Genomic DNA, 25786 nt, shown 5'->3' on the forward strand with positions numbered 1-25786 from the left:
GAGAACCATGCGATGACAACCCTGCGCGACGCCGCAATGCAATCGAAGGCCTGGCCGTTCGAGGAGGCGCGCCGGGTGCTGAAACGCTATGAGAAGAAGGATCCCGAAAAGGGATACGTCCTGTTCGAGACGGGCTACGGCCCATCCGGCCTGCCCCATATCGGCACCTTTGGGGAAGTCGCGCGCACCACGATGATCCGCCGCGCGTTTCAGATCATCAGCGACATTCCCACGCGGCTGTTCTGCTTTTCCGACGACATGGACGGGATGCGCAAGGTGCCCGAGAATGTCCCGAACCAGGAGATGCTGCGCCAGCATTTGCAGGAACCGCTGACCACGGTGCCCGATCCCTTCGGCGAATACGACAGCTTCGGCGGCCACAACAACGCCATGCTGCGCCGCTTCCTGGACACCTTTGGCTTCGAATACGAATTCATCAGCGCGACCGAGTTCTACAAGTCCGGCCAGTTCGACGACACGTTGCTACTGGCGGCGGAACGCTATGACGCGATCATGGAGGTGATGCTGGCTTCCCTGCGCGAGGAACGCCAGCAGACCTATAGCTGCTTCCTGCCGATCAGCCCCAAGACCGGCAAGGTCCTGTATGTGCCGATCAAGCATGTGGATGCGAAGAACGGCACCATCACCTTTGACGACGAGGACGGGCAGGAACTGACCCTGCCGGTCACGGGGGGCCAGGTGAAGCTGCAATGGAAGCCCGATTTCGGCGCCCGCTGGGCCGCGCTGGACGTCGACTTCGAGATGTATGGCAAGGACCATTCCACCAACACGCCCATCTATGACGGCATCTGCGAGATCCTGGGCGGCCGGAAGCCGGAACATTTCACCTATGAGCTGTTCCTGGACCAGCACGGCCAGAAGATCAGCAAGTCCAAGGGCAATGGGCTGTCCATCGACGAATGGCTGACCTATGCGGCGACGGAAAGCCTGTCGTACTTCATGTACCAGAAGCCGAAGACGGCCAAGCGCATGTATTTCGACGTGATCCCCAAGGCCGTCGATGAATATCACCAGCAGTTGCGCGCCTATCCCGACCAGACGGTGGACCAGCAACTGGCGAACCCGGTCTGGCATATCCACGGCGGCGAGGTGCCCGCGTCCGACATGGTGGTGCCGTTCCAGATGCTGCTGAACCTGGCATCCGTGGCGGGGGCCAAGGACAAGGATGGTCTCTGGGGCTTCATCCGCCGCTATGCGCCCGAGGCCAGCCCCGAAACGCATCCGGGCCTGGACCAGGCGGCGGGCTTTGCGGTGCGCTATTTCACCGATTTCGTGGCCCCCACCCGCCAGTTCCGCGCGCCGACCGAGGTCGAACGCCGCGCCATGGAGGACTTGGCCGGGCGCCTCGCCGCCTGGGACCAGCCCGCCGACCCCGAGGCGCTGCAATCCATGGTCTTCGCCATCGGCAAGGATCATGGATTCGAGCCGCTGCGCGACTGGTTCGCGGCGCTGTATCAGGTGCTGCTGGGGGCGGACCAGGGGCCGCGTTTCGGCGGGTTCATCGCCCTCTATGGCATTGATGAGACGCGCGCCCTGATCGAAAAGGCGCTGGCGGGGGAACTGGCGGACGCTTGACGATCCTGTCTTGCTGATTGGCGAAAACCATCGCCTTCGCCACGCGATCCCTGACCACCGGAACCGCCGGGCCTCAAAGGCCCGGCCAGCGCCCGCCCTCCCGGGGCTTCGCCCGTTCGTCGCTGAAAAAGGTCCACCGGACCTTTTTCCGGGCGCTCCTCACCCTCGGCGGGCGCTCCTCACCCTCGGCTGGCGCTTCTCGCCCACCAGGTCGGGCGCCGGCCTCATGTGATCACAGGCTCGATCCGTTTCTGGTGGCGATGTCGGGAAGCGGGCGGGGAAAACGCCATGCGTTTCCTGATCCCGCCCGGCCAAGTGCAGCAGGTCTGCTAAAGCTTCCGCCGCGCGCGCAGCGCCGCGCTGATCGTGCCGTCGTCGAGGTAATCCAGTTCCCCGCCGATGGGCACGCCCTGCGCCAGACCCGTCACGGTCGCGCCGGAATCCGCCAGGGCGTCGGCGATGTAATGCGCCGTCGTCTGGCCATCCACGGTGGCGTTCAGCGCCAGGATCACCTCGCGGATCTTCTCGCGCTCCACCCGGTCGATCAGGGCGGGGATGCCCAGATCGTCCGGCCCGACCTCATCCAGGGCCGACAGCGTGCCGCCCAGGACGTGATAGCGACCGCCGAAGGCGCGGCCGCGCTCCATCGCCCACAGGTCGGCCACGTCCTGAACTACGCAGATCTCCCCCGTCGCGCGGGCGGGATCGGTGCAGATCGCGCATTCGTCGCGGTCGGTGATGTTGCCGCAGGTCACGCATTCGCGGGAGTTGACGGCCACGCGGTCCAGCAGGCCCGCAAGCTGCGACATCTGCCCGGACCGCTTGCGGATCAGGTGCAGCACGATGCGCCGCGCCGATCGCGGCCCAAGCCCCGGCAGCCGCGCCATCAGCCCGACCAGCGCCTGGATGTCGTCGCTGCCCTCGGCCATTCAGAAGGGCAGCTTCATGTCGGCAGGCAGGCCCATTTCCTGCGTGATGCGGGCCATTTCGGACTGCATCTTCTCCTGCGCCTTGCGCTGCGCGTCCTTGATGGCGGCAAGGATCAGATCCTCGACCACCTCCTTTTCGGACGGCACGAAGATCGAGGGGTCGATCTCCAGCGCGGTCAGCTCGCCCTTGGCGGTTGCAGTCGCGCGCACAAGCCCCGCGCCGGATTCGCCGGTCACGGTGATGGTGTCGAGATCGGCCTGCATCTGCTGCATCCGGTCCTGCATGTCCTTCGCGGCCTTCATCATCTTGGCCATGTCGCCGAAGCCGCCCAAACCCTTGATCATCGCTCAGTCCTCGTCCTCGAAGGGATCCCATTCCTCGACCTCGGCCACGGGGCCCTGGGTCAGCTCGTGCGGGTTGGCCGCGCCTTCCGCCACATCCTCGGCGGCGGCCTCGGGGGCGGCGCGGGTCACGCGACGCAGCGTGGCGCCGGGAAAGGTCGCCAGAACCTGCTGCACGATGGGCAGTTGCAGGGCGCGTTCCTCGCGCTCGCGCTGTTCGGCGGCCTGCTGTTCGGCAATCGTGGGCGCGCCGCCCTCGTTCGTGACGGTGACGGCCCAGCGTTGCCCGCCGGTCCAGCCGCGCAACCGTTCCGCCAGCTTCTGCGCCAGGTCGCGGGGGGCATTGCCGCGCGGCTCGAACTCGATCCGGCCGGGGCTGTAGCGGACAAGGCCCACATGCCGTTCCACCTGCACCAGCAGCAGCATGTCGCCCATCCGCCGAATCAGATCCAGGACCGAGGCGAAATCGGGCCAAGCCACGAAAGCGTCCGGGCTGACCGCCAGCGCCGTTGCCGCGCCCGACCGTTGCGCGATCACCGGCGCGGGCCGGGCGGCGCGGGGCGCCTGCGAGGGCATGGAAGGCGTGCCCGCCCGTGCGAAATCGCCCGCCGCCTGGGCCTGCTGGACGCGGCGGATCAGCGCCTCGGGGTCGGGCAGGTCGGCCACATGGGTCAGGCGGATCACCGCCATTTCCGCCGCCATCATGGCGTTCGGCGCGGCGGATACCTCTTCCAGCGCCTTCAGCAGCATCTGCCACAGACGCGTCAGCACGCGCATCGCCAGCTTGCCCGCCAATTCCTGTCCGCGCACCCGTTCGTCGGGGGCGATGGTCGGGTCGTCGCCCGCATCCGGCGTGATCTTCACGACGGAAATCCAGTGCGTGATTTCCGCCAGGTCGCGCAGCACGGCCACGGGATCGGCGCCGTCGGCATATTGCGATTGCAGTTCTGTCAGGGCGGACGCGGCGTCGCCCCTCAGGATCATCTCGAACAGGTCGATGACGCGGCCCCGGTCGGCCAAGCCCAGCATGGCGCGGACCTGTTCGGCGGTGGTTTCCCCCGCGCCGTGGCTGATCGCCTGGTCCAGAAGGCTGGTGGCATCCCGGGCCGATCCTTCCGCCGCGCGGGTGATCAGGGCCAGGGCGTCATCGGTGATCTGCGCGCCTTCCGCCGAGGCGATGCGGCGCAGCAGCGCGATCATCACCTCGGGCTCGATGCGGCGCAGGTCGAAACGCTGGCAGCGCGAGAGGACCGTGACGGGCACCTTGCGGATTTCCGTGGTGGCGAAGATGAACTTCACATGCGGGGGCGGTTCCTCCAGCGTCTTCAGAAGCGCGTTGAAGGCGCTGGTGGACAGCATGTGGACTTCGTCGATGATGTAGATCTTGTAGCGCGCGGATGCCGCCCGGTAATGCACCGATTCGATGATCTCGCGGATGTCGCCCACGCCGGTGCGGGACGCGGCGTCCATTTCCAGCACATCGACATGGCGCCCTTCGCTGATCGCCACGCAATGTTCGCAAACCCCGCAGGGTTCGGTCGTGGGACCGCCCCCGCCGTCGGGGCCGATGCAGTTCATGCCCTTGGCGATGATGCGGGCGGTGGTGGTCTTGCCGGTGCCCCGGATGCCCGTCATGATGAAGGCCTGCGCGATGCGGTCGGCGGCAAAGGCGTTCTTCAGCGTGCGCACCATGGCGTCCTGGCCGACCAGGTCGGCAAAGGTCTCGGGCCGGTATTTGCGGGCCAGAACCTGATAGGCAGGTGCTGCGTCTTGGGGCATCGTGGGGTCCGTCACAGGGTCATGGCGAACCTAGTCGCTGCGGCCCCGCGCGGCAAGGGCCGGGCCTATTCGGCGGGTTCGGGGACGGTGGTGCCACGCCGCATCTGGCGGAACTTGTCCCAAGCCTCGTTCAGGCGGCGGGTGCGGGCCTCGGCCAGGCGCACCGCCTCGGGCGGCAGGCCGCGGGCAATGGCGCGGTCGGGATGGGCTTCCAGGATCAGGGCGCGGAACCGCTTGCGCGCCTCGGGCAGGGGGGTGTCCAGCGGGATGCCCAGCACGTCGCAGGGCGGGCAGTCGGTCTGGCGGTCGTGGCGCAGGCGGATCGCGGCCACGCGTTCGGCGGGAAGGCCAAAGATGCGGCCGACCTCGTCGATGAAGATGATCTCGTTTTCATGCATCCCGCCATCGGCCACGGCGATGATGCACAACCCCTCGATCACGTCGGCCAGCACCGGATCGCCCGGGGGAAACATCGCGGCGATGCGGCGCGCCCAGGCATCAAACCCCGCCACGTCCTGCCGGGCCAGATCAAAGACGCGGGCGGCGTTCCGTTCCTCGGCGCGCGGGATGATGAAGACACGGCGGAAGGCCGCGACCTCGGCCCGGCCAACGGTGCCGTCGGATTTCGCCAGCTTCGCGCCAAGCGCGATCACGGCGATGGTGAAGGCGACGGACCGTTCCGGCGGGATCGCCGCGCGGTGGCTGCCCAGCATCGCGGCCAGGCGGTCGCCAATGCGCTGCCAGAAGCTGCGGGGCTTTGGCAGGCTGGGGCAGGGGGTATCGGTCGCGCGCGTGTCCATGGGGGCAGGTTAGCGGGTAACGCGCGGCAAGTGTAGGGGCGGGATGTCGCGCCCTACGTTTCCGCCGCCAGATCCTTGCCCATCAGCACAAGGTCATGGAACCGGCCGAATTTCCAGCCCGCGCAAGGGATGCGGCCCCATTCGGCGTAACCCGCCCGCGCGTGAAACCGCAACGAGCCTTCGTTGGACGCGGTGATGCCGCCGATCAAAAGCCGGTGTCCCTGGGTGCGGGCATGATCTTCCAGGGCGGCCAGCAGCAGGCGGCCAATGCCGCTGCCGCGCGCATCGGGGGCCAGGTAGATCGTGTGTTCCATGCTGCGCGCATAGCCGCCGCCGTGGCGGAACTGGGTATAGGTCGCAAAGCCCTGCACCCGGTCCGCATCCTGGGCCACCAGGAAAGGATGGCCCGTGGCCTGCCGGTCGCGGATCAGCGCGGCGATCTCGGCCTCGCTGCGCTCCGTCGGCCAGAAGGTGATGACCGTGTCGCGGATGATCGGGTTCCAGATCGCCGCGATGGCGGGCACGTCACCGGGGGCGGCGTCGCGGATCATCAGCCGCGATGCGCCCCGGCGGCAAGGTCGCGGACGAAATCCAGAACCTCGGGGACCGGGCGGCCCTCGCCGATCTTCTTGACGATGGCGCTGCCCACCACGCAGCCGTCGGCCACGCCCGCGATCTGCTGGGCGGCCTCAGCGGTCGAGATGCCGAAGCCCACCACCACCGGCAGCCTGGCCGAGGCGCGGATGCGCGCGACCTCGGGCGCCACCTCGGCCGCGTTGGCGGCGGGGCCGCCGGTGATGCCGGTCACGCTGACGTAATAGACAAAGCCCGAGGTGTTCTTCACCACCGCAGGCAGGCGGCGGTCGTCGGTCGTGGGCGTGGCGAGGCGGATGAAGTTCAGGCCCGCGCGGGCGGCGGGGATGCACAGCTCCTCGTCCTCCTCGGGCGGCAGGTCCACGACGATCAACCCGTCAACGCCAGCGTCCTTCGCCTCGGACAGGAACCGCTCGACCCCGCCCGCGCGGGCGTAGATGGGGTTGTAGTATCCCATCAGCACGACCGGAGTCGTGTCGTCGGATTTGCGGAATTCGCGCAGGATCTCCAGCGTGCGCGTGACGCTGCCGCCTGCGGCCAGCGCCCGCTGGCCCGCGGCCTGGATCGTGGGGCCGTCGGCCATGGGGTCGGTGAAGGGCATCCCCAGTTCGATGATGTCCACCCCGGCGCCCGGCAGGCCGCGCATGATCTCCAGCGTGGTGGCGTCGTCGGGGTCCGAGGCCATGATATAGGTCACGAAGGCCTTGCGCCCCTGGGCCTGAAGGCGCTGAAAGGTATCGTCGATCCGGGTCATCTGCCACTCCGCTCTGCCGCTGCCTAAGTGCAGCGGACGGGGCGGGGTGTCAATCTTCCGTCACGCGGCCATCGCCGCCACCTCGCTTACGGCCCGTCGAAGATAGCCCGCGAACTCGGCCGCCTCGCGCCGGGCCGGGCCGTCGGCCACATAGACGTTCAGCCAGGTGGGCGGCAGCGGCGGCAGGGCGCCGCCATGCTCCACCGGCTCCAGCCCGGCTTGTTCGATGCCGCGCGGCAGGATGGTGATGCCCAGGTCGGCGGCGGCGCTGACCCGCCAGGTGTCGCTGCCGCCATCGGCCACGGCCTGCACCCATTCGATCCCCGCCCGGTCCAGCGCCGTCAGCCCGACCGGGTAATAGGCGCAATGCGGCGAGTTCGCCAAGGGCAGCGGGCGCTGTTCCCAGGCGGTGCCGCCGATGGCGCCGAACCAGGCCAGGTCCACCTTGGACAGGTGGATCGCGCCGGGGGGTGTTTCAAATTCCGTGGTCAGGATCACGTCATGTTCGCCGCGCTTCATCTGCTGGCGCAGATCCTTGCTGCGGCCGTCGTTGATGACCAGTTCGATGCGCGGGTTGGCCTGGCGGAAGGCGCGCACCGCCTGCGCCACCTTGGTGAACAGCCAGTCGCTGGTCAGGCCCACGCGCAGCCGCGCCTCGGGGCGCTGGCCGGTGAAGCGGGACACAATGGCGTCGTTCAGGGCGACCAGCTTGCGCGCCTCGATCAGCAGTTCCACCGCGAAATCGGTCAGCACCACGCCGCGCCCCTGCTTTTGCAGCATCGCCTCGCCGAACAGATCCTCCAGCCGCTTCATCTGCATGGAGAGCGCGCTTTGCGTCATGTTCAACCCCTCGGCCGCGCGGGTGACGGCGCCGTATTCCGCCACGGCTTGAAGCGACCTGAGCGTGCCGATGTCCAGATTGCGCATCGTTCAACATTCCTGATGGAAGGGATCAAAAACATTCGTTTCAAAAATACATCTGGCGAATCTATCAATCAAGGACGGAAATCATAAGCCACTAACGCATCACCAAAAATGATGCTTTCAATCACCGGAGATGAACGATGGCCATCAAGACCACATCGCTTCATGTCCTTGCCGGGCACGGCCCTTTCCCGCGCCCGTCCTGGGCCAAGCGGATTCTGACCATGCTGAGCGTCCGCCGATCCCGCCAGGCTCTGGCTCATTTGGGCGATGAGCAGCTGCGCGATGTCGGCCTGACCCGCGAACAGGCCGCGGACGAGATCGCGCGTCCCATCTGGGACGTGCCCACCAACTGGCGTCGCTGATCTTACCCCATCAGGATTGCCACACTGCCGCGCCGCCCGCACCGGGCCGGCGCGGTTTTTTCTGCGCTACTCCTCGGCCCTGGGCGGGCCAAAGCGTTCGATCATGCGCGTCCTGATCTGGTCGCGGGTCTGGCGATAGGCGGCAAGCTTCGCCTCGCGACCCTCGGCCAGGCCGGTGGGGTCCATGATCGGCCAGTATTCCACGTCCAGGTGATAGACCCGCGTCAGTTCCAGCGCCTGCCGCTGGCTGGCGGGCGACAGCGCCACGATCAGATCAAAGCCGCCCAGGTCGTCGCCCCAGTCCTTCATCTCGTCAAAGGAACGGCTTCGGTGGTTCTCGATCCTGACGCCGATCTCGTCGCAGACGGCGATGGCGAAGCCGTCCACCTCCATGTCGTTCTTGACGCCCGCCGACTGGACGTAAGCCGCGCGGCCATAGAACTTCTTCATCATCCCTTCCGCAATGGGCGAGCGGATGGAGTTGTGATCACAACAGAACAGGACCGAGGCGGGGATCGTGTTCTGCGCCATCGTCAGCCCTGGGGCACCAGGGCGCAGATCAGGGTGAACAGGCGCCGGGCGGTGTCGATGTCCAGTTCGGCTTTGCCTTCCAGCCGCTCCTGCAGGGTGCGCGCGCCTTCGTTGTGGATGCCGCGCCGGGCCATGTCGATGGCCTCGATCTGGGCGGGGGGCAGACGCTTCACGGCGTCGAAATAGCTTTGGCAGATCTGGAAGTAATCCTTGGTCACCTGCCGGAACGGGCCCATCGACAGGTGGAACTCGGCCACCTTGTCGCCGCCTTCGCCGGCCAGGTCGAAGACCAGGCGGCGTTCGCGGATGCACAGGTCCAGCCGGAACGGCCCCTGCGGCGCGGGCTGGCCGTCGCGGCCGGGGACGCTGAAGCTGTTGTCCTCGATCAGGTCGAAGATCGCCACGCGGCGTTCCTGCTCCATCTCGGGGGTTGCGGGGGGTGCCTGGGAGTCGTCGATCTCGATGTGGATGATCCGGCTCATGCGGGGGGCCTTTCGTTCAGCTGCTCCAGCCGGACGCGGATCGATTCGCCATGCGCCTGCAACCCCTCGGCGGCGGCCAGGCGCATGGCGGCGTGGCCCACCGCGTTCAGCGCGCCGGGCGTCAGCCGCGCCATGGTGGTGCGTTTCAGGAAATCCAGCACCGACAGCCCGGACGAAAACCGCGCCGACCGCGCCGTGGGCAGGACATGGTTCGGGCCGCTGACGTAATCGCCCACGGCCTCGGGCGTGTGCGGGCCCAGGAAGATCGCGCCCGCATGGACGCATTTCGCGGCCAGCGCCTCGGGGTCGTCCACGCAAAGCTCCAGGTGCTCGGGCGCGATGCGGTTCGACAGGGCGGCGGCCTCGTCCAGGTCGCGGGCGATGATGATGGTGCCGTAGTCGCGCCAGCTTGCCCCCGCGATCCGGGCGCGGGGCAGGGTGGGCAGGATGCGGTCCACGGCGCCCGCGACGGCATGGCCCAGGACGGGATCGGTGGTGATCAGGATCGACTGCGCGTCGGCGTCATGTTCCGCCTGCGCCAGCAGGTCCAGCGCCAGCCAGTCGGGATGCTGGTTCCCTTCGGCGATGACCAGAACCTCGGACGGACCGGCGATCATGTCGATGCCGACGCGGCCAAAGACCTGGCGCTTGGCCGCCGCGACATAGGCGTTGCCCGGCCCGGTGATCTTGTCCACCGGCGCGATGGTGTCGGTGCCGTAAGCCATCGCCGCCACGGCCTGCGCCCCGCCGATGCGATAGATTTCGGTGACGCCCGACAGTTGGGCTGCCAGCAGCACCAGCGGGTTGAGGTGGCCGCCCGGCGTCGGCACGCAGATCACCAGCCGCTCGACCCCCGCGACCCGGGCCGGGATCGCGTTCATCAGCACCGAGGACGGATAGGCCGCCTGTCCCCCCGGCACATACAGCCCCGCCGCCGACACGGGCGTCCAGCGCCAGCCCAGCGTCGCGCCCTGCGGATCGGTCCAGCTTGCGTCCTGGGGCATCTGTCGTTCGTGATAGGCGCGGATCCGGTCAGCCGCCAGCGTCAGCGCCGCCCGGTCCTGGGCCGGGACATGGGCGACCTGCGCCGCGATCTCCTCTGGCGAAAAGCGCAGGCGGTCGGGGGTCAGGTCCAGCCGGTCGAAGCGGCTGGTCAGATCGCACAGGGCCGCGTCGCCGCGTTTGCGCACATCGGCGATGATCGCGGCCACGGCGTCGTTCACATCGGTCGAATCCTCGCGCTTGGCCGAAAGCATGTCGGCAAAGCGGGTCTCGAAACCGGGCTCCGATGTGTTCAGCGTGACGGGCATGGTCTGTCCTCTGGTGTCACGCCTTGTTAGCCGCAACCCCCGCCCGCCTCAAGCACCACAAGGGGCCGCTTCTTCGTTGCCCAAATACCCCCTTAGTCGGGATGCGCAGGCGCCTTGCCCGACACCGCGCGATAGGGCCGCGTCACGTCGCGCAGGTCGATGTTGATGCATTCCAGTTCGGCGGCCAGCGTCCCGTCGCCCGCGAATTCCAGCAGCAGCCGCCCGGTGCCATCGGGGCCCGGCTGCCAGACCATCGCCAGCAGTTCCAGCACCGTGTCCGCGTCGCGGCTGATGCCGTCGGACAGCACGCGCTGCACGTCGCGGATCAGCAGGACCGACCGGACGCGTTCGTAATCGCGCCCCTCGGCCGCCGCTTGTTCGGCATCCTCCCAGCGGAAGCGGTTCAGCAGCAGGGCTAGCGTCCGCCCGCGCGGGTCATAGGACATCTCGGACGCGGGCAGGATCGCGTCCTGCAACAGCGCCGACAGGATGCGCAGATCCTGTTCATCCTCGGCCATCAGCGCCAGAGGGGCGGGGTCGGCATCGGCGAAACGGGCATCCTGTGGCATCGCTTACTCCTCTTTCACGCGTTCGATCTGGGCGCCGACGCCGCGCAGCTTGCGGACCACATGCTCATAGCCGCGGTCCAGGTGATAGACCCGGCTGACGGTGGTCTGGCCCTGGGCGGCAAGCCCGGCCAGGATCAGGCTGACGGACGCGCGCAGGTCGGTCGCCATCACCGGCGCCCCCCGCAACCCGTCAACCCCGGTGACGGTTGCATGGCCGCCATGAACCTCGATCCGGGCGCCCATGCGGGTCAGTTCGGGGGCGTGCATGAAGCGGTTCTCGAAGATGGTTTCCTCCAGCACGCTGGTGCCCTCGGCCACGCACATCAGCGCCATGAACTGCGCCTGAAGGTCGGTGGGGAAGCCCGGGAAGGGCTCGGTCGTGACATTCACGGCGCGGATGCCGCCGTTCTTGCGGCTGACCTTGAGGCCGCGCGGGGTTTCCGTGACGCGGACGCCCGCCTCGTCCAGCTTTTCGCAAAAGGCCGACAGCAGCTCGATCCGGCCGCCCAGGCATTCGACCTCGCCCCCGCAGATGGCGGGCGCCAGCATATAGGTGCCAAGCTCGATCCGGTCGGTGACGACGGGATGGGTCGCGCCGTGCAGCGCATCGACGCTCTGGATGGTGATGGTGGATGTGCCCTCGCCCTCGATCTGCGCCCCCATGGCCCTCAGGCAGCGGGCCAGATCGACGATTTCCGGTTCACGCGCGGCGTTCTTCAGCACCGTGGTGCCGCGCGCCAGGGTGGCGGCCATCAGCGCGTTCTCGGTCGCGCCAACCGACACCAGCGGGAAATCCACCACCGCCCCGCGCAACCCGCCCGCAGGGGCCTTGGCATGGACATAGCCGTCGCGCAGGTCCAGTTCCGCGCCCATGGCCTCGAAGGCCTTCAGGTGCAGGTCCACCGGCCGCGCGCCGATCGCGCAGCCACCGGGCAAGGACACCTCGGCCCGGCCGTCGCGCACCAGCATCGGCCCCAGCACCAGGATGGACGCGCGCATCTTGCGCACGATGTCGTAATCCGCGCGATGGCTGGTCAGGTCGTGGCTGGACAGCGCCAGCACCTGGCCGTCCTGCAAGGACGCCACCTCGGCCCCCAGGGATCGCAGCAGGGCGGTCATGGTGCGGATGTCCGACAGGCGCGGCGCATTGGTCAGCGTCAGCGGCTGGTCCGTCAGCAGCGTCGCGGGCATCAGCGTCAGGCAGGCGTTCTTGGCGCCCGCAATGGGGATTTCCCCCGAAAGCGGGCCGTTCCCGCGAACGATGATCTGGTCCATCTAAGCGTCGTCCTTGCCTGTATCACTGTCCTGCTGCCCGGGGTCGTCCTGCGCGGCCCGCGCGCGTGCCTGCGCCTTGCGGCGCTGCAGATTGGCGCGCAGAGCGGCCCGCAGCCGATCCTCGCGCGTGTCCTGCTTCTTCTTGTCGTCCGGGCGCTCGTTCATCCGCACCTGTTAGCGCCGGTTGCGGCTACAGTCCAGCAAAGCGCGCAGGGGGGGCCGGTTTGAGGGAGGGAGCGATTTTTCTGCCAAGCCCCCTTGCGCCGGGCCCGGGCTTTGTCTAAACGCCCCCTCACGATGCTGTGGTAGCTCAGTGGTAGAGCACACCCTTGGTAAGGGTGAGGTCGAGAGTTCAATCCTCTCTCACAGCACCATCCTCACACCGCAGCAAACCATCCCAAGACGCACCGGGCGATTGCGCATCCGCCCTGCGCACGCTACATGCCGCGCATGACAAACCGCCCCTCACTTCCGCCCGAAATCGCCCGCCGCCGGACCTTCGCGATCATCTCGCATCCCGACGCGGGCAAGACCACGCTGACCGAAAAGTTCCTGCTGTACGGTGGCGCGATCCAGATGGCGGGGCAGGTGCGCGCCAAGGGCGAGGCGCGGCGCACGCGGTCGGACTTCATGAAGATGGAGCAGGAGCGGGGGATTTCCGTCAGCGCATCCGCGATGTCCTTCGACTTCGACGGCTATCGCTTCAACCTGGTGGACACGCCGGGCCACAGCGACTTTTCCGAGGATACCTATCGCACGCTGACCGCCGTGGACGCGGCGATCATGGTGATCGACGGGGCCAAGGGCGTCGAATCGCAGACCCGCAAGCTGTTCGAGGTCTGCCGGCTGCGCGACCTGCCGATCCTGACCTTCTGCAACAAGATGGACCGCGAATCCCGCGACACCTTCGAGATCATCGACGAGATCCAGGAAAGCCTGGCCATCGACGTGGCCCCGGCATCCTGGCCCATCGGCGTGGGGCGCGAGTTCATCGGCTGCTATGATATGCTGCACGACCGGCTGGAGCTGATGGACCGCGCCGACCGCAACAAGGTGGCGGAATCGGTCAAGATGGAAGGGCTGGACGATCCCAAGCTGGCCGATCACGTTCCCGCCGACCTGCTGGCGAAGCTGCGCGACGAGGTCGAGATGGCGCGCGAATTGCTGCCCGCCTTCAACCGCAAGTCCTTCCTGGAAGGGCACATGACTCCGATCTGGTTCGGCAGCGCGATCAACAGCTTTGGCGTGCGCGAGCTGATGAAGGGCATCAGCGAATACGGCCCCGCGCCGCAGCCCCAGAACGCCGCCGACCGGGAAATCGCGCCCGAGGAAAAGCCCGTCACCGGCTTCGTCTTCAAGGTGCAGGCCAACATGGATCCCAAGCACCGCGACCGGGTGGCCTTCGTGCGCCTGGCCTCGGGCCATTTCGAACGCGGCATGAAGATGGTCCATGTGCGCACGAAAAAACCCATGGCGGTGACGAACCCCGTGATGTTCCTGGCCGCCGATCGCGAACTGGCCGAGGAAGCCTGGGCGGGCGACATCATCGGCATCCCGAACCATGGCCAGCTTCGCATCGGCGACGCGCTGACGGAAGGCGAGGCGCTGCGCTTTACCGGCATCCCGTCCTTTGCGCCCGAATTGCTGCAAACGGTGCGCGCGACCGATCCGATGAAGGCCAAGCACCTGGAAAAGGCGCTGATGCAGTTCGCCGAGGAGGGTGCCGCCAAGGTCTTCAAGCCGATGATCGGCTCGGGCTTCATCGTGGGCGTCGTTGGCGCGCTGCAATTCGAGGTTCTGGCCAGCCGGATCGAGATCGAATACGGCATCCCCGTCCGCTTCGAGGGGTCGCAGTTCACCTCGGCCCGCTGGGTGGCGGGGCCGCGCGACAAGGTGGAAGCCTTTGTCAACGCCAACAAGGGCCACATCGCCCAGGACCACGACGGCGACATGGTTTACTTGACGCGGCTGCAATGGGACATCGACCGCGTGGCGCGCGATCACCCGGAATTGCGGCTGACGGCGACCAAGGAAATGATGGTTTAGGATGGGGGCGCGTCAGGCGCCCCTTTCATTTCCGCCAGCGGTCCAGCTGCACGACCTCTCCGCCGCCGTTCGGCGCGCCGTCGGGGCTGTCGTCGCCGTCCTCATCGCCGTCTTCGTCGTCCTCATCATCCTCGTCCTCGGATTCCTGCGTCTCGAAGCGCAGGCCGAATTCGACGGAAGGGTCCACAAAGGTCCGCAGCGCGTCGAAGGGGATGCGCAGCGGCTCGGGCGAGTTGCCGAAGTTCAGGGTTACGGTGAAGCCTTCGTCGTCCACGGTCAGGTTGTCGAACCAGTGCTGGATGACGATGGTCATTTCCTCGGGGTAGCGTTCGCGCAGCCAGTCGGCCATCTCGACGCCTTCGTCGCGGGTGTCGAAGGTGATGAAGAAGTGATGATCGCCCGGCAACCCGTGTTCGGCCACACGTTCCAGCACGTCTGCAATCAGCCCCTGCAGCGCGCGGTGCATCATTCCGCCATAATCAATTCCCGTTCGCGCCATGCCCGTCCCCTTCGAATTTCGGGCCAGCATAGGCATATGACGGGTATTGAAAAGGGGGGCGGCTGACGCTTGGGCAAGAAACCTGCAACGCCCGCCCGAACGCATAGGGGCGCTGTGACAGGCATGTCCGGCAAGGGGTTGAAGGTGCAGGATTCTGTTGCCAGGCTCCTGCGGGCCCCGCCTTACGCTGCTAGGCGCAAGGGCTTGGGTTTCGATCTTGCGGACTGCTTACGCAGCCAGCGCGACCGGAGCACGGTTGTCGTTGGCAACTGTACATTTTGCACCGATAACGGTGGTAGCTCACCGAGACAAAGCAAACATCTTTAGACGTTCGTCGATCCTGTTTCGACCCCGAGGCCCCCCAACGAGGGTGATCTGGTGGAGTCGCCGGGTACCGCCCCCGGGTCCGATCCGCTTATTCCATGCGCGTTTATGTCCATAGTCCGGGTTGCCCCGGACAGGTCGAATATAGGCGCGGGATTTGCGGCCTGCAAGACCGTCACGCGGTCACGCCCCAGGGTCCGTGCGGCGCGTCCAGACCGTCGATGCGCTGGAAGCCGTGCGCGCCGAAGAAGTCGCGCTGCGCCTGGATCAGGTTCGCGGTGCCGCGCCCGGTGCGCATCAGATCGAACCACATTAGCCCGGACGCCAGCGCGGGCAGGGCGTGGCCTGCCGCCGCACCCTGGGACACCACCTGCCGCAGCGCGGGCATGGCGGCCTCAAGAAGTCGCGCGAAGAAGGGCGCCATGATCAGGTTGCGGGCGGGATCGGCGGCCAGGGCGGCGGCCATGTCGTTCAGCATGGCCGAGCGGATGATGCAGCCTGCCCGCCAGACGCGGGCGATTTCCGGCAGATCCAGCGTCCAGCCGAATCGCTCGGACGCGGCGGAGATCATCGCAAAGCCCTGCGCATAGCAGAGGATCTTGCCCGCGATCAGCGCCTGTTCCAGCACCTGCGCGCCGATCGCGCAGGGCTGCGGGGCGGGACCGAACAGCGCCTGACCGGCCAGCCGTTCGTCCAGCCGGGCCGAGACGTTGCGGGCCATCACGGCGGCCTCGATCACCGGGATGGGGGCGGACAGGTGCTGCGCCTCGATGGCGGTCCAGCGGCCGGTGCCCTTCTGGCCCGCGCGGTCCAGGATCACGTCCACCATGGGCTTGCCGGTCTGGGGATCGGCGGCGGCGGTCACGGCGGCCGAAATCTCGATCAGGTATGATTTCAGCGCGCCTTCGTTCCAGCCCGCGAAGGCCGCACTGATCGCGGCGGCGTCCAGCCCCATGCCGTCGCGCAAGAGACCGTAAACCTCGGCGATCATCTGCATGTCGGCATATTCGATGCCGTTGTGGACCATCTTCACGAAATGCCCCGCGCCCGCATCGCCCATCCGGGCGGCGCAGGGGGTGCCGTCCTCGGCCCGGGCGGCGATGGCGGTCATCACCTCGGCCACGCGCGCCCAATCGGCGGCGTCGCCCCCGCCCATGATGGCGGGACCGTGGCGCGCGCCTTCTTCTCCGCCTGAAACGCCCATGCCCAGGAAGCGGAAGGGCAGGCCTGCGGCATTGCGGCGGTTGGTGTCGTGGAAATCGGCGTTGCCCGCGTCGATCACCAGGTCGTCGGCGTCCAGCAGGGGTGCAAGCGCGGCAAGCTGGTCGTCCACCGGCTGACCGGCGGGCACCATCAGGATGATTGCGCGGGGCTTCGCGATGGCCGCGACCAGATCGGCCAGCGTCTCGGCGGGGATGATTCGGCTTGCCAGATCGCCCGCGCCTGCGGCGAAGGTCCGCGTCACGGCGGTGGTGCGGTTCCAGACCGCGACGGGAAAGCCTTTTTCGGCGATGTTCAGCGCCAGCGCCGCGCCCATCGTTCCCAATCCGATCAGCCCGATCCGAGCCTGTGCCATGATGCAACCTTTCCGCAAATCAATCTTGCGGGCGTTTACGCTAACAGGACAGGGATGTCACGCTGGCCTGCCCTGCACGCAGATCAGCGTCTGCAACCCTGTCGCCACATGGATGCGCTTGCCCGGCGTGACACCCCAGACTTCCAGCTGGCAGATGGTCAGCGTGCGGCCCGGCTTGACGACGCGGCCCGTGGCCTCAAGGTATTCGCCTTGCGCAGGGTTGATCAGGTTCAGCTTGAATTCCACCGTCAGGACCGAACTGTCGTTGGGCATCAGCGTGAACCCGGCATAGCCGCCCGCCGAATCCGCGACCGAGGCCGTGCCGCCCGCGTGGAAATAGCCGTGCTGCTGGGTCAGGTCCGGCTTGAAGGGCAGGCGGATCGTGACCAGCCCGGCCCTCACATCCGCCAGTTCGGCCCCCAGCAGGCGCATCAGACCCTGGCGGTCAAAGCTGTCGCGGATGCGGGCCACGGTCGCGTCGGGCAGGTCGCTGCCAATCTCCATCATCTCCTCCGGTGGCTACAGGGTCAGCAGGGCGGCGCGGAAGCCGGGGTCGGACAGCACGACCTCGTTCGCGCCGATGCGGTCGGCATGGGCCAGCGCCGCCGATGTCAGATCCTGCGCCGTTTCCACCGCCTGGGGCAGGCTGCGGCCCCGGCCCAGGGACGCTACGATCAGCCCGGCGAACAGGTCGCCGGTGCCAGGAAGCGCGACGGGCAGGCGTGGTGTCGGATGCCGCGTCGCCCCGTCGGGGCCAAGGATCACGCTTTCCAGATGACCCGCCGGGCTGTCCCCCAGCACGCAGCCGGTGGCGACCAGCGTGGCCCCCGACGCCATGCGCAGATCGGCGGCGGCGGCGTGCAGGTCGGCCATGGCGGTGATCGTGCGGCCGGTCAGGTGGCCCAGTTCAAAGGAATTGGGCGTCGCCAGATCGGCCAGCGGCAGCAGCCGGTCGCGCATGATCGCGGCCAGTTCGGCGGGCACATAGAGGCCCGGCCCGTGATCGCCCATCACCGGGTCGCACAGGTATCGCAGGCCCGGATTGGCCGCCTTGGCGCGCGCCACGAAATCCGCCGCCAGCCGCGCGACCTCGACCGATCCGATATAGCCGGTCATCAGCCACGCCGCGCGCTGCGGCAATTCACGTTCCCACGCGCCCAGCAGCAGGTCGGCGAACAGGTCCGGGGCCACCGGCGCGCCGCGCAGCGTCGGATAGTCGGGCGTGTTGGAAAAGATCACCGTGGGGATCGCCGCGACCTCCAGCCCCGCCGCCTGCATGGGAAAGACGGCGGCGGAATTGCCGACATGGCCGTGGACGACCTGGCTTTGGATCGAGATCACCAGCGGCGGCTTCATGCCTGCCCCTCCAGCCGGGGGCGCCAGTCCTCGACCCGGCCGCTGTCCAGGCGGCGTTGCGCGTATCGGCGCCAACCCTTGGCCAGCACGTCAAGGGCGGCGATGGCCTCCAGCTCGGCGCGGTTCAGGCGGTCCACATACATCGCCCGCCACAACCGCCGCAGCGTCCAGTCCGGGGTCAGCCGGTCGATCAGCGCCAGATCATCGCCGGGTGCCACCATGCCCGGCTGCAGGACGCGGTAATACCAGCCCGTGCGGCCCGTGTCCTGCACGCGGCGCGCCATGTCGGGCACGCCAAGGCGGTGGTTCAGCTTCCAGCAGGGCTGGCGGCCTTGCGAGACCTGCACCAGCGCGCCGCCCAGCCGGAAGATGTCGCCCACCGCCACGCCATCCTCGGTCAGCCCCGCGACCGAGATGTTCTCGCCAAAGGCCCCGGGCGCGTCCAGCAGGGGCAGGCTGCCCAGGTCCGCGCGCCACGCCGCGTAATGATCCCAGGGATAATGGTGGAGGGCCTTTTCCGGCCCGCCATGGACGCGCCGGTCGGCCTGGGCGTCGCCCTGCAACCCCTCGGCCCCCAGCCACAGCGGGGCAGTCACCGGCGTCTTGGCGATGGCGCTTGTCGCGTCGGACCCGGCAAGGGGCGCGACAGGTCCGGTCAACAGGGTGGTCGGCATGGTCATTCCAAGGGCAAACTTGACACCGTTATCAACCGATTGGCACGGCGTCGGCAATCAGCGATTCAGCGCCCCTTGAATGGTCGGGGGGCGCAGGTTACGTTTTGTTCAACTTGATATCGGAGGGCGTATCGTCATGACGCCCAAGCGTCCTGCGGGTGCGGACGCGTTCCCGAAAACCGCGGTAGAGCCGTCCGGCACCCGAAACCCCGAGGAGGGGGCGCTTTACGCTGCCCTCGACCTTGGCACAAACTCGTGCCGGATGCTGATTGCCCGACCGAAGGGCAGTCAGTTCCAGGTCATCGACAGCTTCTCCAAGCCGGTGCAGCTTGGCCAGGGGCTGGAGGCGTCTGGCCGCCTGTCGCGCAGTTCCATGGCCCGCACGGTCCATGCCCTGCAGGTCTGCCGGCGCAAGCTGGAACAGCACCGCGTGCGCAACATGCGCCTGGTCGCGACCGAGGCCTGCCGCCGCGCGCGGAACAGCCGCGACCTTTTGCGCACCATCCGGCGGGAAACCGGGTTGCAGATCGAGACCATCACCGCCGAGGAGGAGGCCCGTCTGGCCGTGATCTCTTGCGCGCCGCTGGTCAGCCACAAGACGGAAACGCTGATGGTCGTCGACATCGGCGGCGGATCGACCGAGCTTGTCTGGATCGACCTGGAGGATGTGGAGCCCAAGGAACGCCCGCGCGCGATCATGCGGCTGTCGGACGGCTTCGGCAATCCGCAGCCGGGCGGGGCCCGCGTGGTGGACTGGATCAGCGTGCCCTTGGGCGTGGCGACCCTGCGCGACCAGTTCGCCGATGTCGAGGACGACGGGGGCCGCTTTGCCCTGATGTCCTGGTATTTCGAGGAAATGCTGGCGGGCTTCACCCCCTATGCCCAAGGCTCGCCGGACGAGGGGTTCCAGATCATCGGCACCTCGGGGACGGTCACCACGGTCGCGGCCAGCTTCCTGGGCCTGCGCCGCTATGACCGGACCAAGGTGGACGGGCTGGAGATGACCAGCACCCAGATCGACCGGGTGATCCATTCATACCTGCAGCTTGGCCCCGACGGACGCCGCGCCGACCCGCGCATCGGGCGCGAACGCCACGCGCTGATCATGTCAGGCGCGGCGATCCTGCAAACCCTGATGCGGATCTGGCCCACCAGCAAGCTGTCGGTCGCCGACCGCGGGCTGCGAGAGGGGTTGCTTTACGCCCAGATGGTGCGCGATGGGGTGCTGGCAGCCGATGGATTGAACGGAGTGGCATGAGATGACAAAGGCACCCACCAGCCGCGAGGGGAAATCCAGCGGGCGCGGCGCGCGCGACCTGCGCGTGCGGGTCAAGAGCGCCAAGGGCCGCAAGCTGTCCAGCACGCTGTGGCTGGAACGGCAGTTGAACGACCCCTATGTCGCCCGCGCCAAGCGCGAGGGATATCGCGGACGCGCGGCCTTCAAGATCCTGGAGCTGGATGACAAGTATCGCTTTCTGGTGCCCGGCGCGCGCGTGGTCGATCTGGGCTGCGCGCCCGGCGGCTGGTGCCAGGTCGCCGTCGGTCGCGTCAATGCCCTGGGCGAGAAGGGCGGCAAGGCCGTCGGCAAGGTTCTGGGCGTCGATCTGCAAGAGGTCGATCCGATCGCGGGGGCCGAGATTCACCAGCTGGATTTCCTGGAGGACGGCGCCGACGCCAAGGTCAAGGAATGGCTGGGCGGGCCTGCCGATGTGGTCATGTCGGACATGGCCGCCGCCTCGTCCGGACACAAGGGGACCGACCACCTGCGCATCGTGGCCCTGGTCGAGGCTGCGGCGGCCTTCGCCTTCGATGTCCTCGAACCCGGTGGAACGTTTGTCGCCAAGGTCTTGGCGGGCGGGGCGGAAACCGAGATGCAGGCCATGCTGAAGCGCAACTTCGACAAGGTCGCCAACGTCAAGCCGCCCGCCAGCCGCAGCGATTCGTCCGAGAAATTCGTGGTCGCCACGGGGTTTCGCGGAAGGCAGGCCGATCAGCGGGCCGATCAGCGGGACTGAGCGCGGAACACCTCGGGCCTGCGCCCCGTGGCGGCTACAAAGGCGCGGATGAAATGAGCGTGGCTTGAATAGCCCAGGTCCACCGCGATGCGCTGCGTCGGATGCGTCGTTTCGCGCAGCATCCGGGCCGCACAGTCCAGCCGCAATTCGTGGATCAGTTCCACCGCGCGCTTGCCATGGGCCGCAAGGCAGGCATGGTCCAGTTGCAGCGTGCTGCTGCCCAGGTCGGCGGCCAGTTCCGCCACGGACCGGGATTCGCCCAGTTGTTCGCGGGCAAGCGCCAGGAAGCGGTCGATCAGCGGGCGGTCGGGAAAGCCGGTCTCTGTCCTATCGGGCGCCCGGCCCGGCGCAAGCTGGCGCAGGCGCAGCGACAAAAGGTTCATCAGGCAGGACAGGGTTCCGGGATCGCCGCCCGGCGTCTCGACCCCGATCTCGCGCAGCGTGGCCTCCAACTGCGGGGCATGGCTGCCGACCTGCGCGGCCAGGACATGATCGGGCAGGGGCGGCACCGCCTGCGCCCCCAACCGGGCCGAGATCAGCGCCACGTGGCCGGTGGTTCCATGGGCGGGCGAGGCCGCAAAGGCGGTGCCCGCCGGGATATAGCGCAACTCGCCCGGCCGCAGGCAAAGGCGGTCGCGGGGGAAATCAAGCTGCACGCGCCCCTGGGTCACCCAGACCAGCACATGATCGGGGCGGGTGCGGGGCTGCGGCGGATTGGCCCGGCTGCCCCAAAGGAAGGCCGCCAGTGGCAGCAGGCGGATGCCGCTTTGCCGCGCGACGGGATGCGCCTCGCGCCAGGCGGGTTGCAGCGCGGCGGGCTCGGGGCGGTGCTGGGGCTGCGGGGCTGCCGGGGGACCGGCGGGTGGCGGGGACGCGTCGGCGATAACGGGCGCGTTGACCCCGTCCACCCCCAGGTGCCGCCCCGCCCGGATCTGGCTGGGCGAGAAGGGAAAGCCGTCTTTCCACTGCGAATGCTCGAACGCCGACATGAGATTCGCCTGACAAAAAGGACAATAAGCGAATTGTTGCCGATGAATGTTTGAAACTCAACGCCGTCGTGGGCGATCAGTTGCCTCCTGTGCTTTTTGCGTCAGCCTGGACGGGCTGCCAGTCCTTCATCCGCCCCCTGAACCAGATGCGCTGCGCCTTGCCATATTGGCGCGTGGCGATGATCGCGCGCTCGGTCGCGGTGGGCAGGTCGATCTCGCCCCGCAGATGCGCCACCAGGTCGGGCGCGCCGATGGCGCGGGCCCATTGCTGCGCGGGATCCCATTGCGGCAGCATGGCGCGCGCCTCCTCCAGCGCGCCCTGTTGCATCATCGCGTGGAAGCGGTGGGCGATCCTGTCGGCCAGCCAGTCGCGATCCGCCGTGACCAGGATGCGCTGCGCATCCGCCGGGGCGATCAGCGGCGGGGGTGTGTCGGCCTGCCAGTCGGCCAGCCCGCGCCCGGTGGCGGTCAGCACCTCCCACGCGCGCTGGACGCGGGCGGGGTTCAGGGTATCGATGCGGTCGCGGGTGGCGGGGTCCAGATCTGCCACCATGCGCGCCAGCCCGCCGTCGACCGCCAGCCGGGCGTCCCCCTCGGCCCGGATGGCAGGGGGCACGGGCGGGACATAGGCCAGCCCCTGCGTCAGCGCGGTCAGGTAAAGCCCGGTCCCGCCCACCACGATCAACCGCCGGTCCCGCAGGCTCGCCACGTCGCGCAACCAGTCGCCCACGGAATAGGTCACGCCAGGGGCGACATGGCCGTAAAGCGCGTGGGGGGTGGCCGCCTCGTCCCCGGGCGTCGGACGCGCGGTCAGCACCCGCCAGCAGGACCAGATCTGCAAGGCATCGGCGTTGACGACCAGCCCGCCCTGTTCGCGCGCCACGGTCAGGGCCAGCGCCGACTTGCCGCTGGCCGTGGGGCCCGCGATCAGCAGGTGGCGCCCAGGGTCGATCTGATGCAGAGGGGTCACGATGGGGCGGTTTCCGGGCAGTTGAACACCGGCGCCTTTTGCGACATTTTGCGCCGCGATGAAAGCGACCGGCGCTGGATACGAAGGAATGGACATGACCGATCATCAGAACGCGGCGCCCACGCAATACGGCAGGGTGATGCTGAAAATCTCGGGCGAGGCGCTGATGGGCGATCAAGGCTATGGCCTGCATCCCCCCACCGTCGCGCGCATCGCCGACGAGGTCGAATCGGTCCAGAAGATGGGGGTCGAGGTCTGCATGGTCATCGGCGGCGGCAACATCTTCCGGGGCCTGCAAGGCAGCGCCCAGGGGATGGAGCGGACGACAGCCGACTACATGGGGATGCTGGCGACCGTCATGAACGCGCTGGCCATGCAATCCGCGCTGGAGGCCAAGGGCCTGCATTGCCGCGTCATCAGCGCCATCCGCATGGACGAGGTCTGCGAGCCATACATCCGCCGCCGCGCCATCCGGCACCTGGAAAAGAAGCGCATCGTGATCTTTGCCGCCGGCACCGGGAACCCGTATTTCACCACCGACACGGCCGCCACGCTGCGCGCGAACGAGATGAATTGCGAGGCGATCTTCAAGGGCACCAAGGTCGATGGGGTCTATGACAAGGACCCGAAAAAGCACGCCGATGCAAAGCGTTACGGCGAGGTCAGCTATGACGAGGTGTTGCAGAAGCACCTGGGCGTGATGGACGCATCCGCCATTGCGCTGGCCCGCGACAACCGCCTGCCGATCATCGTCTTCTCGCTGGACGAGCCGGGCGGCTTCCGGGGCATCCTGGAAGGCCGGGGCACCTATACGCGGGTGCATATCTAGGCCGCGGCCTTGCTGGCGAAGCCTGGCGCATTTTACGGGCAAAGGCTTTGCCAAGATTTGGAAATCCCGCTACAAGCGGACAAAATCAAGATGAGGGCAGTTTCCATGGCAGAGGACATCGAAATCGACATCGACGACCTGGAACGGCGGATGAAAGGGGCGATGGAAAGCCTGCGCCATGAATTCGCGTCGCTGCGCACGGGCCGCGCCTCGGCCTCCATGGTCGAGCCGGTGCAGGTCGAGGCTTATGGCCAGATGACGCCGGTCAACCAGCTGGGCACCGTCAACGTGCCGGAACCGCGCATGGTCACGATCAACGTCTGGGACAAGGGCATGGTCGGCAAGGTCGAAAAGGCGCTGCGCGAATCCGGCTTGGGCATCAATCCCCAGACGAACGGCACGATCATCATGCTGCCGATCCCCGAGCTGAACGAGGAACGCCGGCGCGAGCTGACCAAGGTCGCGGCCCAATATGCCGAACATGCCCGCGTCGCGATCCGCAACGTGCGCCGCGACGGCATGGACCAGATCAAGAAGGGCAAGTCGAACGGCATGCCCGAGGATGACCAGAAGTTCTGGGAAACCGCCGTGCAAGAATTGACCGACAAGATGATCGCCCTTGTCGATCAGGCGCTTGAAGGCAAGCAAGCCGAAATCATGCAGGTCTGAGGGACAAGAATGGCCGCTGAAACCGCACCGCTGCTGTTATCGGGCGGGGTCGATCAGCGGCCTCGTCACGTCGCGATCATCATGGACGGCAATGGCCGCTGGGCGACCGAGCGCGGCTGGCCCCGCCTTGTCGGCCACCGCCGGGGGGCCGAGCGCGTCAAGCAGATCGTCCGCGCCTGTCCCGACCTGGGCGTGAACTGGCTGACCGTTTACGCCTTTTCCACGGAAAACTGGAAGCGGTCGACCGAGGAAGTCCTTGGCCTGATGAAGATCTTCCGCCGCTATATCCAGTACGAGGCCGAGGGCATGGCCGCCGAGGGCGTGCGCCTGCGCTTCATCGGCGGGCGCGAGCGGCTGGACGACAAGTTGCGCGCGCTGATGTCCTCGATCGAGGCGCGGACGGCGGGCAACACCCGGCTGAACCTGACGGTCGCCATCAACTATGGTGGCCGGGATGAACTGACCCGCGCCTCCACGCGCCTTGCCCAGAAGATCGCGCGGGGCGAGATCGAGACGCCGACCGAAGCCGACCTGTCCGCCTGCCTGGACACGGCGGGCCATCCCGACCCGGACCTGGTGATCCGCACTTCGGGCGAGACGCGGACCTCGAACTTCCTGCCCTGGCAGGCGGCTTACGCGGAATACGAATTCACGAAGACGCTTTGGCCGGATTTCACCCCTGACCACCTTGCGCAGATCCTGGACCGCTTCGGGATGCGCGACCGCCGCTTCGGGGGCGTATGAGCGCGGGGCGCGTCCAGGCGCTGAAGCCCCCGCCGGGGAAATGGGCCGACCTGTCGCGCCGTGTCGCCTCGACGCTGGTGCTGCTGGGCATCGGCATCATGCTGGCGGTGGCGACGGGGGTCTGGCTGCGGCTGGCGTTGGCTGCGATCTCGGCCATCACCTTCTGGGAACTGGCGGCGATGACGGGCTGGAAGAACCCCCGCCTGCATCCCGGCATCTTCGGCGCCTGGCGGCCCTTTGCGCTGGCGGTCATCGCCTTCATGTCGCAGGTCGTGGCGACGATGTTCGGCCATCCGGCTGCCGTTCTGGCGCTGTTGTTCCCGCTGGTCGCGGGCATCCCCGGCGCCGCGACGCGCGACCGCTGGACCTATGCGATCTTCGGGTTGGCGATCATGCTGGTGGCCTATGGCCTGGTCGGCTTCCGCGAGGCCTACGGGTTGAACTTCGTGCTGTGGCTGATGGGGATCGTGATCGTGTCTGACACGGCGGGCTATTTCTTCGGCCGCATGATCGGCGGGCCGAAGTTCTGGCCCTCGCTCAGCCCCAAGAAGACCTGGTCGGGGACCGTGGCCGGGTGGATCGGCGCGCTGCTGCTGGGAACCGTGCTGTGGCGGCTTGGGCGCGGCGATGCGATGCTGGTCTGGTGTTCGCCGATCGTCTGCCTGGCGGGCCAGATGGGCGACATCGCCGAAAGCTGGCTCAAGCGCCGGGCCGGGGTCAAGGACAGTTCCAACCTGATCCCCGGGCATGGGGGCTTCATGGACCGCTTCGATGCCGTGACGGGCGCGGTGCTGGCCACCATGTTGATCGGGCTGTTGACGGCCTTGCCCGCGGTGAATTGACGA

29 protein-coding genes, 1 tRNA gene and 1 other RNA gene are annotated in these 25786 nt (G+C 67.7%); 10 read left to right on the forward strand and 21 right to left on the reverse strand.

Going from position 1 to position 25786, the window contains the following annotated elements:
• Positions 1 to 12 precede the first annotated feature (12 nt).
• The gene (locus JX613_RS06425; protein ID WP_207100636.1) at positions 13 to 1596 is read left to right on the forward strand and encodes a lysine--tRNA ligase; all 1584 of its coding nucleotides are present in this window, start codon (positions 13 to 15) and stop codon (positions 1594 to 1596) included.
• 329 nt (positions 1597 to 1925) lie between these two features.
• Here JX613_RS06425 and recR read toward each other — a convergent pair whose 3' ends face one another.
• From recR to JX613_RS06460, 7 genes are all read right to left on the reverse strand, one after another.
• Complete coding sequence (gene recR / locus JX613_RS06430) at positions 1926 to 2525, reverse strand: recombination mediator RecR (RefSeq protein ID WP_207100637.1); 600 nt, start codon at positions 2523 to 2525, stop codon at positions 1926 to 1928.
• Entirely contained in the window at positions 2526 to 2870 is a 345-nt protein-coding gene (locus tag JX613_RS06435) for a YbaB/EbfC family nucleoid-associated protein (protein ID WP_207100638.1), read from the reverse strand.
• Between the two features lie 3 nt (positions 2871 to 2873).
• A complete protein-coding gene (locus tag JX613_RS06440) occupies positions 2874 to 4646 on the reverse strand; it encodes a DNA polymerase III subunit gamma/tau (protein ID WP_207100639.1) in 1773 nt (590 codons plus the stop codon).
• A gap of 65 nt (positions 4647 to 4711) precedes the next feature.
• Positions 4712 to 5446: a TerB family tellurite resistance protein gene (locus JX613_RS06445; protein WP_207100640.1), complete on the reverse strand. Its 735-nt coding sequence runs from the start codon at positions 5444 to 5446 to the stop codon at positions 4712 to 4714.
• Positions 5447 to 5499: 53 nt separating this feature from the next.
• The gene (locus JX613_RS06450) at positions 5500 to 5997 is read right to left on the reverse strand and encodes a GNAT family N-acetyltransferase (RefSeq protein WP_207100641.1); all 498 of its coding nucleotides are present in this window, start codon (positions 5995 to 5997) and stop codon (positions 5500 to 5502) included.
• Complete coding sequence (trpA, locus tag JX613_RS06455) at positions 5997 to 6794, reverse strand: tryptophan synthase subunit alpha (RefSeq protein ID WP_207100642.1); 798 nt, start codon at positions 6792 to 6794, stop codon at positions 5997 to 5999. The genes JX613_RS06450 and trpA overlap by 1 nt, the downstream gene beginning before the upstream one ends.
• 60 nt (positions 6795 to 6854) lie before the next feature.
• Positions 6855 to 7721, reverse strand: a complete 867-nt coding sequence (locus JX613_RS06460; RefSeq protein ID WP_207100643.1) for a LysR family transcriptional regulator — start codon at positions 7719 to 7721, stop codon at positions 6855 to 6857.
• A 137-nt stretch (positions 7722 to 7858) separates the two neighbouring features.
• On the opposite strand from JX613_RS06460, the gene JX613_RS06465 reads away from it, so the two are divergent.
• Positions 7859 to 8083, forward strand: coding sequence for a DUF1127 domain-containing protein (locus tag JX613_RS06465; protein ID WP_207100644.1), 225 nt, complete (start codon positions 7859 to 7861; stop codon positions 8081 to 8083).
• A 66-nt stretch (positions 8084 to 8149) separates the two neighbouring features.
• On the opposite strand, the gene JX613_RS06470 is transcribed toward JX613_RS06465, so the two are convergent.
• The 6 genes from JX613_RS06470 to JX613_RS06495 all read right to left on the reverse strand — a co-directional run bounded on the left by JX613_RS06470 (position 8150) and on the right by JX613_RS06495 (position 12415).
• Positions 8150 to 8614 carry an arsenate-mycothiol transferase ArsC gene (locus tag JX613_RS06470; protein ID WP_207100645.1) on the reverse strand — a complete coding sequence of 155 codons (465 nt, stop codon included), beginning with the start codon at positions 8612 to 8614 and terminating at the stop codon, positions 8150 to 8152.
• Between the two features lie 2 nt (positions 8615 to 8616).
• Positions 8617 to 9096 carry a UPF0262 family protein gene (locus JX613_RS06475; RefSeq protein WP_207100646.1) on the reverse strand — a complete coding sequence of 160 codons (480 nt, stop codon included), beginning with the start codon at positions 9094 to 9096 and terminating at the stop codon, positions 8617 to 8619.
• On the reverse strand, positions 9093 to 10406 hold the full coding sequence (gene hisD / locus JX613_RS06480) for a histidinol dehydrogenase (RefSeq protein WP_207100647.1): 1314 nt from the start codon (positions 10404 to 10406) through the stop codon (positions 9093 to 9095). Before hisD ends, JX613_RS06475 begins: the two co-directional genes overlap by 4 nt.
• A 92-nt stretch (positions 10407 to 10498) precedes the next feature.
• A complete protein-coding gene (locus JX613_RS06485; RefSeq protein WP_207100648.1) occupies positions 10499 to 10975 on the reverse strand; it encodes a DUF2948 family protein in 477 nt (158 codons plus the stop codon).
• Between the two features lie 3 nt (positions 10976 to 10978).
• Positions 10979 to 12250, reverse strand: coding sequence for a UDP-N-acetylglucosamine 1-carboxyvinyltransferase (gene murA, locus JX613_RS06490; protein ID WP_207100649.1), 1272 nt, complete (start codon positions 12248 to 12250; stop codon positions 10979 to 10981).
• Positions 12251 to 12415: a hypothetical protein gene (locus tag JX613_RS06495; RefSeq protein WP_207100650.1), complete on the reverse strand. Its 165-nt coding sequence runs from the start codon at positions 12413 to 12415 to the stop codon at positions 12251 to 12253.
• Between the two features lie 134 nt (positions 12416 to 12549).
• Between JX613_RS06495 and JX613_RS06500 the strand changes: the two genes are divergently transcribed.
• Positions 12550 to 12624 (forward strand) — tRNA-Thr (locus tag JX613_RS06500).
• 76 nt (positions 12625 to 12700) lie between these two features.
• Complete coding sequence (locus tag JX613_RS06505; RefSeq protein WP_419538817.1) at positions 12701 to 14296, forward strand: peptide chain release factor 3; 1596 nt, start codon at positions 12701 to 12703, stop codon at positions 14294 to 14296.
• 25 nt (positions 14297 to 14321) lie between these two features.
• Here JX613_RS06505 and JX613_RS06510 read toward each other — a convergent pair whose 3' ends face one another.
• The 6 genes from JX613_RS06510 to JX613_RS06535 form a co-directional block, all read right to left on the reverse strand.
• The gene (locus JX613_RS06510; RefSeq protein WP_207100652.1) at positions 14322 to 14795 is read right to left on the reverse strand and encodes an SspB family protein; all 474 of its coding nucleotides are present in this window, start codon (positions 14793 to 14795) and stop codon (positions 14322 to 14324) included.
• A 143-nt stretch (positions 14796 to 14938) separates the two neighbouring features.
• Positions 14939 to 15293: a transfer-messenger RNA gene (ssrA, locus tag JX613_RS06515) on the reverse strand.
• 1 nt (position 15294) lies between these two features.
• The gene (gene gndA / locus JX613_RS06520; protein ID WP_207100653.1) at positions 15295 to 16695 is read right to left on the reverse strand and encodes an NADP-dependent phosphogluconate dehydrogenase; all 1401 of its coding nucleotides are present in this window, start codon (positions 16693 to 16695) and stop codon (positions 15295 to 15297) included.
• A gap of 57 nt (positions 16696 to 16752) precedes the next feature.
• A complete protein-coding gene (locus JX613_RS06525) occupies positions 16753 to 17199 on the reverse strand; it encodes a PaaI family thioesterase (protein WP_237168398.1) in 447 nt (148 codons plus the stop codon).
• A gap of 15 nt (positions 17200 to 17214) precedes the next feature.
• On the reverse strand, positions 17215 to 18051 hold the full coding sequence (gene pdxY, locus JX613_RS06530) for a pyridoxal kinase (RefSeq protein WP_207100654.1): 837 nt from the start codon (positions 18049 to 18051) through the stop codon (positions 17215 to 17217).
• The gene (locus tag JX613_RS06535; RefSeq protein WP_207100655.1) at positions 18048 to 18731 is read right to left on the reverse strand and encodes an MOSC domain-containing protein; all 684 of its coding nucleotides are present in this window, start codon (positions 18729 to 18731) and stop codon (positions 18048 to 18050) included. Before JX613_RS06535 ends, pdxY begins: the two co-directional genes overlap by 4 nt.
• Before the next feature lie 130 nt (positions 18732 to 18861).
• Here JX613_RS06535 and JX613_RS06540 point away from each other — a divergent pair, with 130 nt between their 5' ends.
• Positions 18862 to 19983: a Ppx/GppA phosphatase family protein gene (locus tag JX613_RS06540; protein ID WP_207100656.1), complete on the forward strand. Its 1122-nt coding sequence runs from the start codon at positions 18862 to 18864 to the stop codon at positions 19981 to 19983.
• A 1-nt stretch (position 19984) separates the two neighbouring features.
• On the forward strand, positions 19985 to 20740 hold the full coding sequence (locus JX613_RS06545) for an RlmE family RNA methyltransferase (RefSeq protein ID WP_207100657.1): 756 nt from the start codon (positions 19985 to 19987) through the stop codon (positions 20738 to 20740).
• Here JX613_RS06545 and JX613_RS06550 read toward each other — a convergent pair.
• Both JX613_RS06550 and miaA read right to left on the reverse strand, forming a co-directional pair.
• Entirely contained in the window at positions 20728 to 21729 is a 1002-nt protein-coding gene (locus JX613_RS06550) for an AraC family transcriptional regulator (protein ID WP_207100658.1), read from the reverse strand. The two genes, JX613_RS06545 and JX613_RS06550, sit on opposite strands and share 13 nt — an antisense overlap.
• 76 nt (positions 21730 to 21805) lie before the next feature.
• Positions 21806 to 22699, reverse strand: a complete 894-nt coding sequence (miaA, locus tag JX613_RS06555; protein ID WP_419538818.1) for a tRNA (adenosine(37)-N6)-dimethylallyltransferase MiaA — start codon at positions 22697 to 22699, stop codon at positions 21806 to 21808.
• A gap of 94 nt (positions 22700 to 22793) precedes the next feature.
• Between miaA and pyrH the strand changes: the two genes are divergently transcribed.
• The 4 genes from pyrH (at position 22794) to JX613_RS06575 (ending at position 25783) form a co-directional block, all read left to right on the forward strand.
• Complete coding sequence (pyrH, locus tag JX613_RS06560; protein WP_207100660.1) at positions 22794 to 23528, forward strand: UMP kinase; 735 nt, start codon at positions 22794 to 22796, stop codon at positions 23526 to 23528.
• 105 nt (positions 23529 to 23633) lie between these two features.
• Positions 23634 to 24197 carry a ribosome recycling factor gene (gene frr / locus JX613_RS06565; protein ID WP_207100661.1) on the forward strand — a complete coding sequence of 188 codons (564 nt, stop codon included), beginning with the start codon at positions 23634 to 23636 and terminating at the stop codon, positions 24195 to 24197.
• Between the two features lie 9 nt (positions 24198 to 24206).
• Entirely contained in the window at positions 24207 to 24941 is a 735-nt protein-coding gene (gene uppS, locus JX613_RS06570) for a polyprenyl diphosphate synthase (protein ID WP_207100662.1), read from the forward strand.
• Positions 24938 to 25783: a phosphatidate cytidylyltransferase gene (locus JX613_RS06575; protein WP_207100663.1), complete on the forward strand. Its 846-nt coding sequence runs from the start codon at positions 24938 to 24940 to the stop codon at positions 25781 to 25783. The genes uppS and JX613_RS06575 overlap by 4 nt, the downstream gene beginning before the upstream one ends.
• The last annotated feature ends 3 nt before the right edge of the window (positions 25784 to 25786 follow it).

Origin of the sequence: Paracoccus shandongensis (assembly GCF_017315735.1) — a bacterium.
Classification (GTDB): Bacteria; Pseudomonadota; Alphaproteobacteria; order Rhodobacterales; family Rhodobacteraceae; genus Paracoccus; species Paracoccus shandongensis.

Excerpts from the sequence above, each read along its gene's own strand:
- JX613_RS06425 (WP_207100636.1), top strand. The coding sequence starts at position 13 with ATGACAACCCTGCGCGACGCCGCAATGCAATCGAAGGCCTGGCCGTTC.
- recR (WP_207100637.1), bottom strand. The coding sequence starts at position 2,525 with ATGGCCGAGGGCAGCGACGACATCCAGGCGCTGGTCGGGCTGATGGCG.
- JX613_RS06435 (WP_207100638.1), bottom strand. The coding sequence starts at position 2,870 with ATGATCAAGGGTTTGGGCGGCTTCGGCGACATGGCCAAGATGATGAAG.
- JX613_RS06440 (WP_207100639.1), bottom strand. The coding sequence starts at position 4,646 with ATGCCCCAAGACGCAGCACCTGCCTATCAGGTTCTGGCCCGCAAATAC.
- JX613_RS06445 (WP_207100640.1), bottom strand. The coding sequence starts at position 5,446 with ATGGACACGCGCGCGACCGATACCCCCTGCCCCAGCCTGCCAAAGCCC.
- JX613_RS06450 (WP_207100641.1), bottom strand. The coding sequence starts at position 5,997 with ATGATCCGCGACGCCGCCCCCGGTGACGTGCCCGCCATCGCGGCGATC.
- trpA (WP_207100642.1), bottom strand. The coding sequence starts at position 6,794 with ATGACCCGGATCGACGATACCTTTCAGCGCCTTCAGGCCCAGGGGCGC.
- JX613_RS06460 (WP_207100643.1), bottom strand. The coding sequence starts at position 7,721 with ATGCGCAATCTGGACATCGGCACGCTCAGGTCGCTTCAAGCCGTGGCG.
- JX613_RS06465 (WP_207100644.1), top strand. The coding sequence starts at position 7,859 with ATGGCCATCAAGACCACATCGCTTCATGTCCTTGCCGGGCACGGCCCT.
- JX613_RS06470 (WP_207100645.1), bottom strand. The coding sequence starts at position 8,614 with ATGGCGCAGAACACGATCCCCGCCTCGGTCCTGTTCTGTTGTGATCAC.
- JX613_RS06475 (WP_207100646.1), bottom strand. The coding sequence starts at position 9,096 with ATGAGCCGGATCATCCACATCGAGATCGACGACTCCCAGGCACCCCCC.
- hisD (WP_207100647.1), bottom strand. The coding sequence starts at position 10,406 with ATGCCCGTCACGCTGAACACATCGGAGCCCGGTTTCGAGACCCGCTTT.
- JX613_RS06485 (WP_207100648.1), bottom strand. The coding sequence starts at position 10,975 with ATGCCACAGGATGCCCGTTTCGCCGATGCCGACCCCGCCCCTCTGGCG.
- murA (WP_207100649.1), bottom strand. The coding sequence starts at position 12,250 with ATGGACCAGATCATCGTTCGCGGGAACGGCCCGCTTTCGGGGGAAATC.
- JX613_RS06495 (WP_207100650.1), bottom strand. The coding sequence starts at position 12,415 with ATGAACGAGCGCCCGGACGACAAGAAGAAGCAGGACACGCGCGAGGAT.
- JX613_RS06505 (WP_419538817.1), top strand. The coding sequence starts at position 12,701 with ATGACAAACCGCCCCTCACTTCCGCCCGAAATCGCCCGCCGCCGGACC.
- JX613_RS06510 (WP_207100652.1), bottom strand. The coding sequence starts at position 14,795 with ATGGCGCGAACGGGAATTGATTATGGCGGAATGATGCACCGCGCGCTG.
- gndA (WP_207100653.1), bottom strand. The coding sequence starts at position 16,695 with ATGGCACAGGCTCGGATCGGGCTGATCGGATTGGGAACGATGGGCGCG.
- JX613_RS06525 (WP_237168398.1), bottom strand. The coding sequence starts at position 17,199 with ATGGAGATTGGCAGCGACCTGCCCGACGCGACCGTGGCCCGCATCCGC.
- pdxY (WP_207100654.1), bottom strand. The coding sequence starts at position 18,051 with ATGAAGCCGCCGCTGGTGATCTCGATCCAAAGCCAGGTCGTCCACGGC.
- JX613_RS06535 (WP_207100655.1), bottom strand. The coding sequence starts at position 18,731 with ATGACCATGCCGACCACCCTGTTGACCGGACCTGTCGCGCCCCTTGCC.
- JX613_RS06540 (WP_207100656.1), top strand. The coding sequence starts at position 18,862 with ATGACGCCCAAGCGTCCTGCGGGTGCGGACGCGTTCCCGAAAACCGCG.
- JX613_RS06545 (WP_207100657.1), top strand. The coding sequence starts at position 19,985 with ATGACAAAGGCACCCACCAGCCGCGAGGGGAAATCCAGCGGGCGCGGC.
- JX613_RS06550 (WP_207100658.1), bottom strand. The coding sequence starts at position 21,729 with ATGTCGGCGTTCGAGCATTCGCAGTGGAAAGACGGCTTTCCCTTCTCG.
- pyrH (WP_207100660.1), top strand. The coding sequence starts at position 22,794 with ATGACCGATCATCAGAACGCGGCGCCCACGCAATACGGCAGGGTGATG.
- frr (WP_207100661.1), top strand. The coding sequence starts at position 23,634 with ATGGCAGAGGACATCGAAATCGACATCGACGACCTGGAACGGCGGATG.
- uppS (WP_207100662.1), top strand. The coding sequence starts at position 24,207 with ATGGCCGCTGAAACCGCACCGCTGCTGTTATCGGGCGGGGTCGATCAG.
- JX613_RS06575 (WP_207100663.1), top strand. The coding sequence starts at position 24,938 with ATGAGCGCGGGGCGCGTCCAGGCGCTGAAGCCCCCGCCGGGGAAATGG.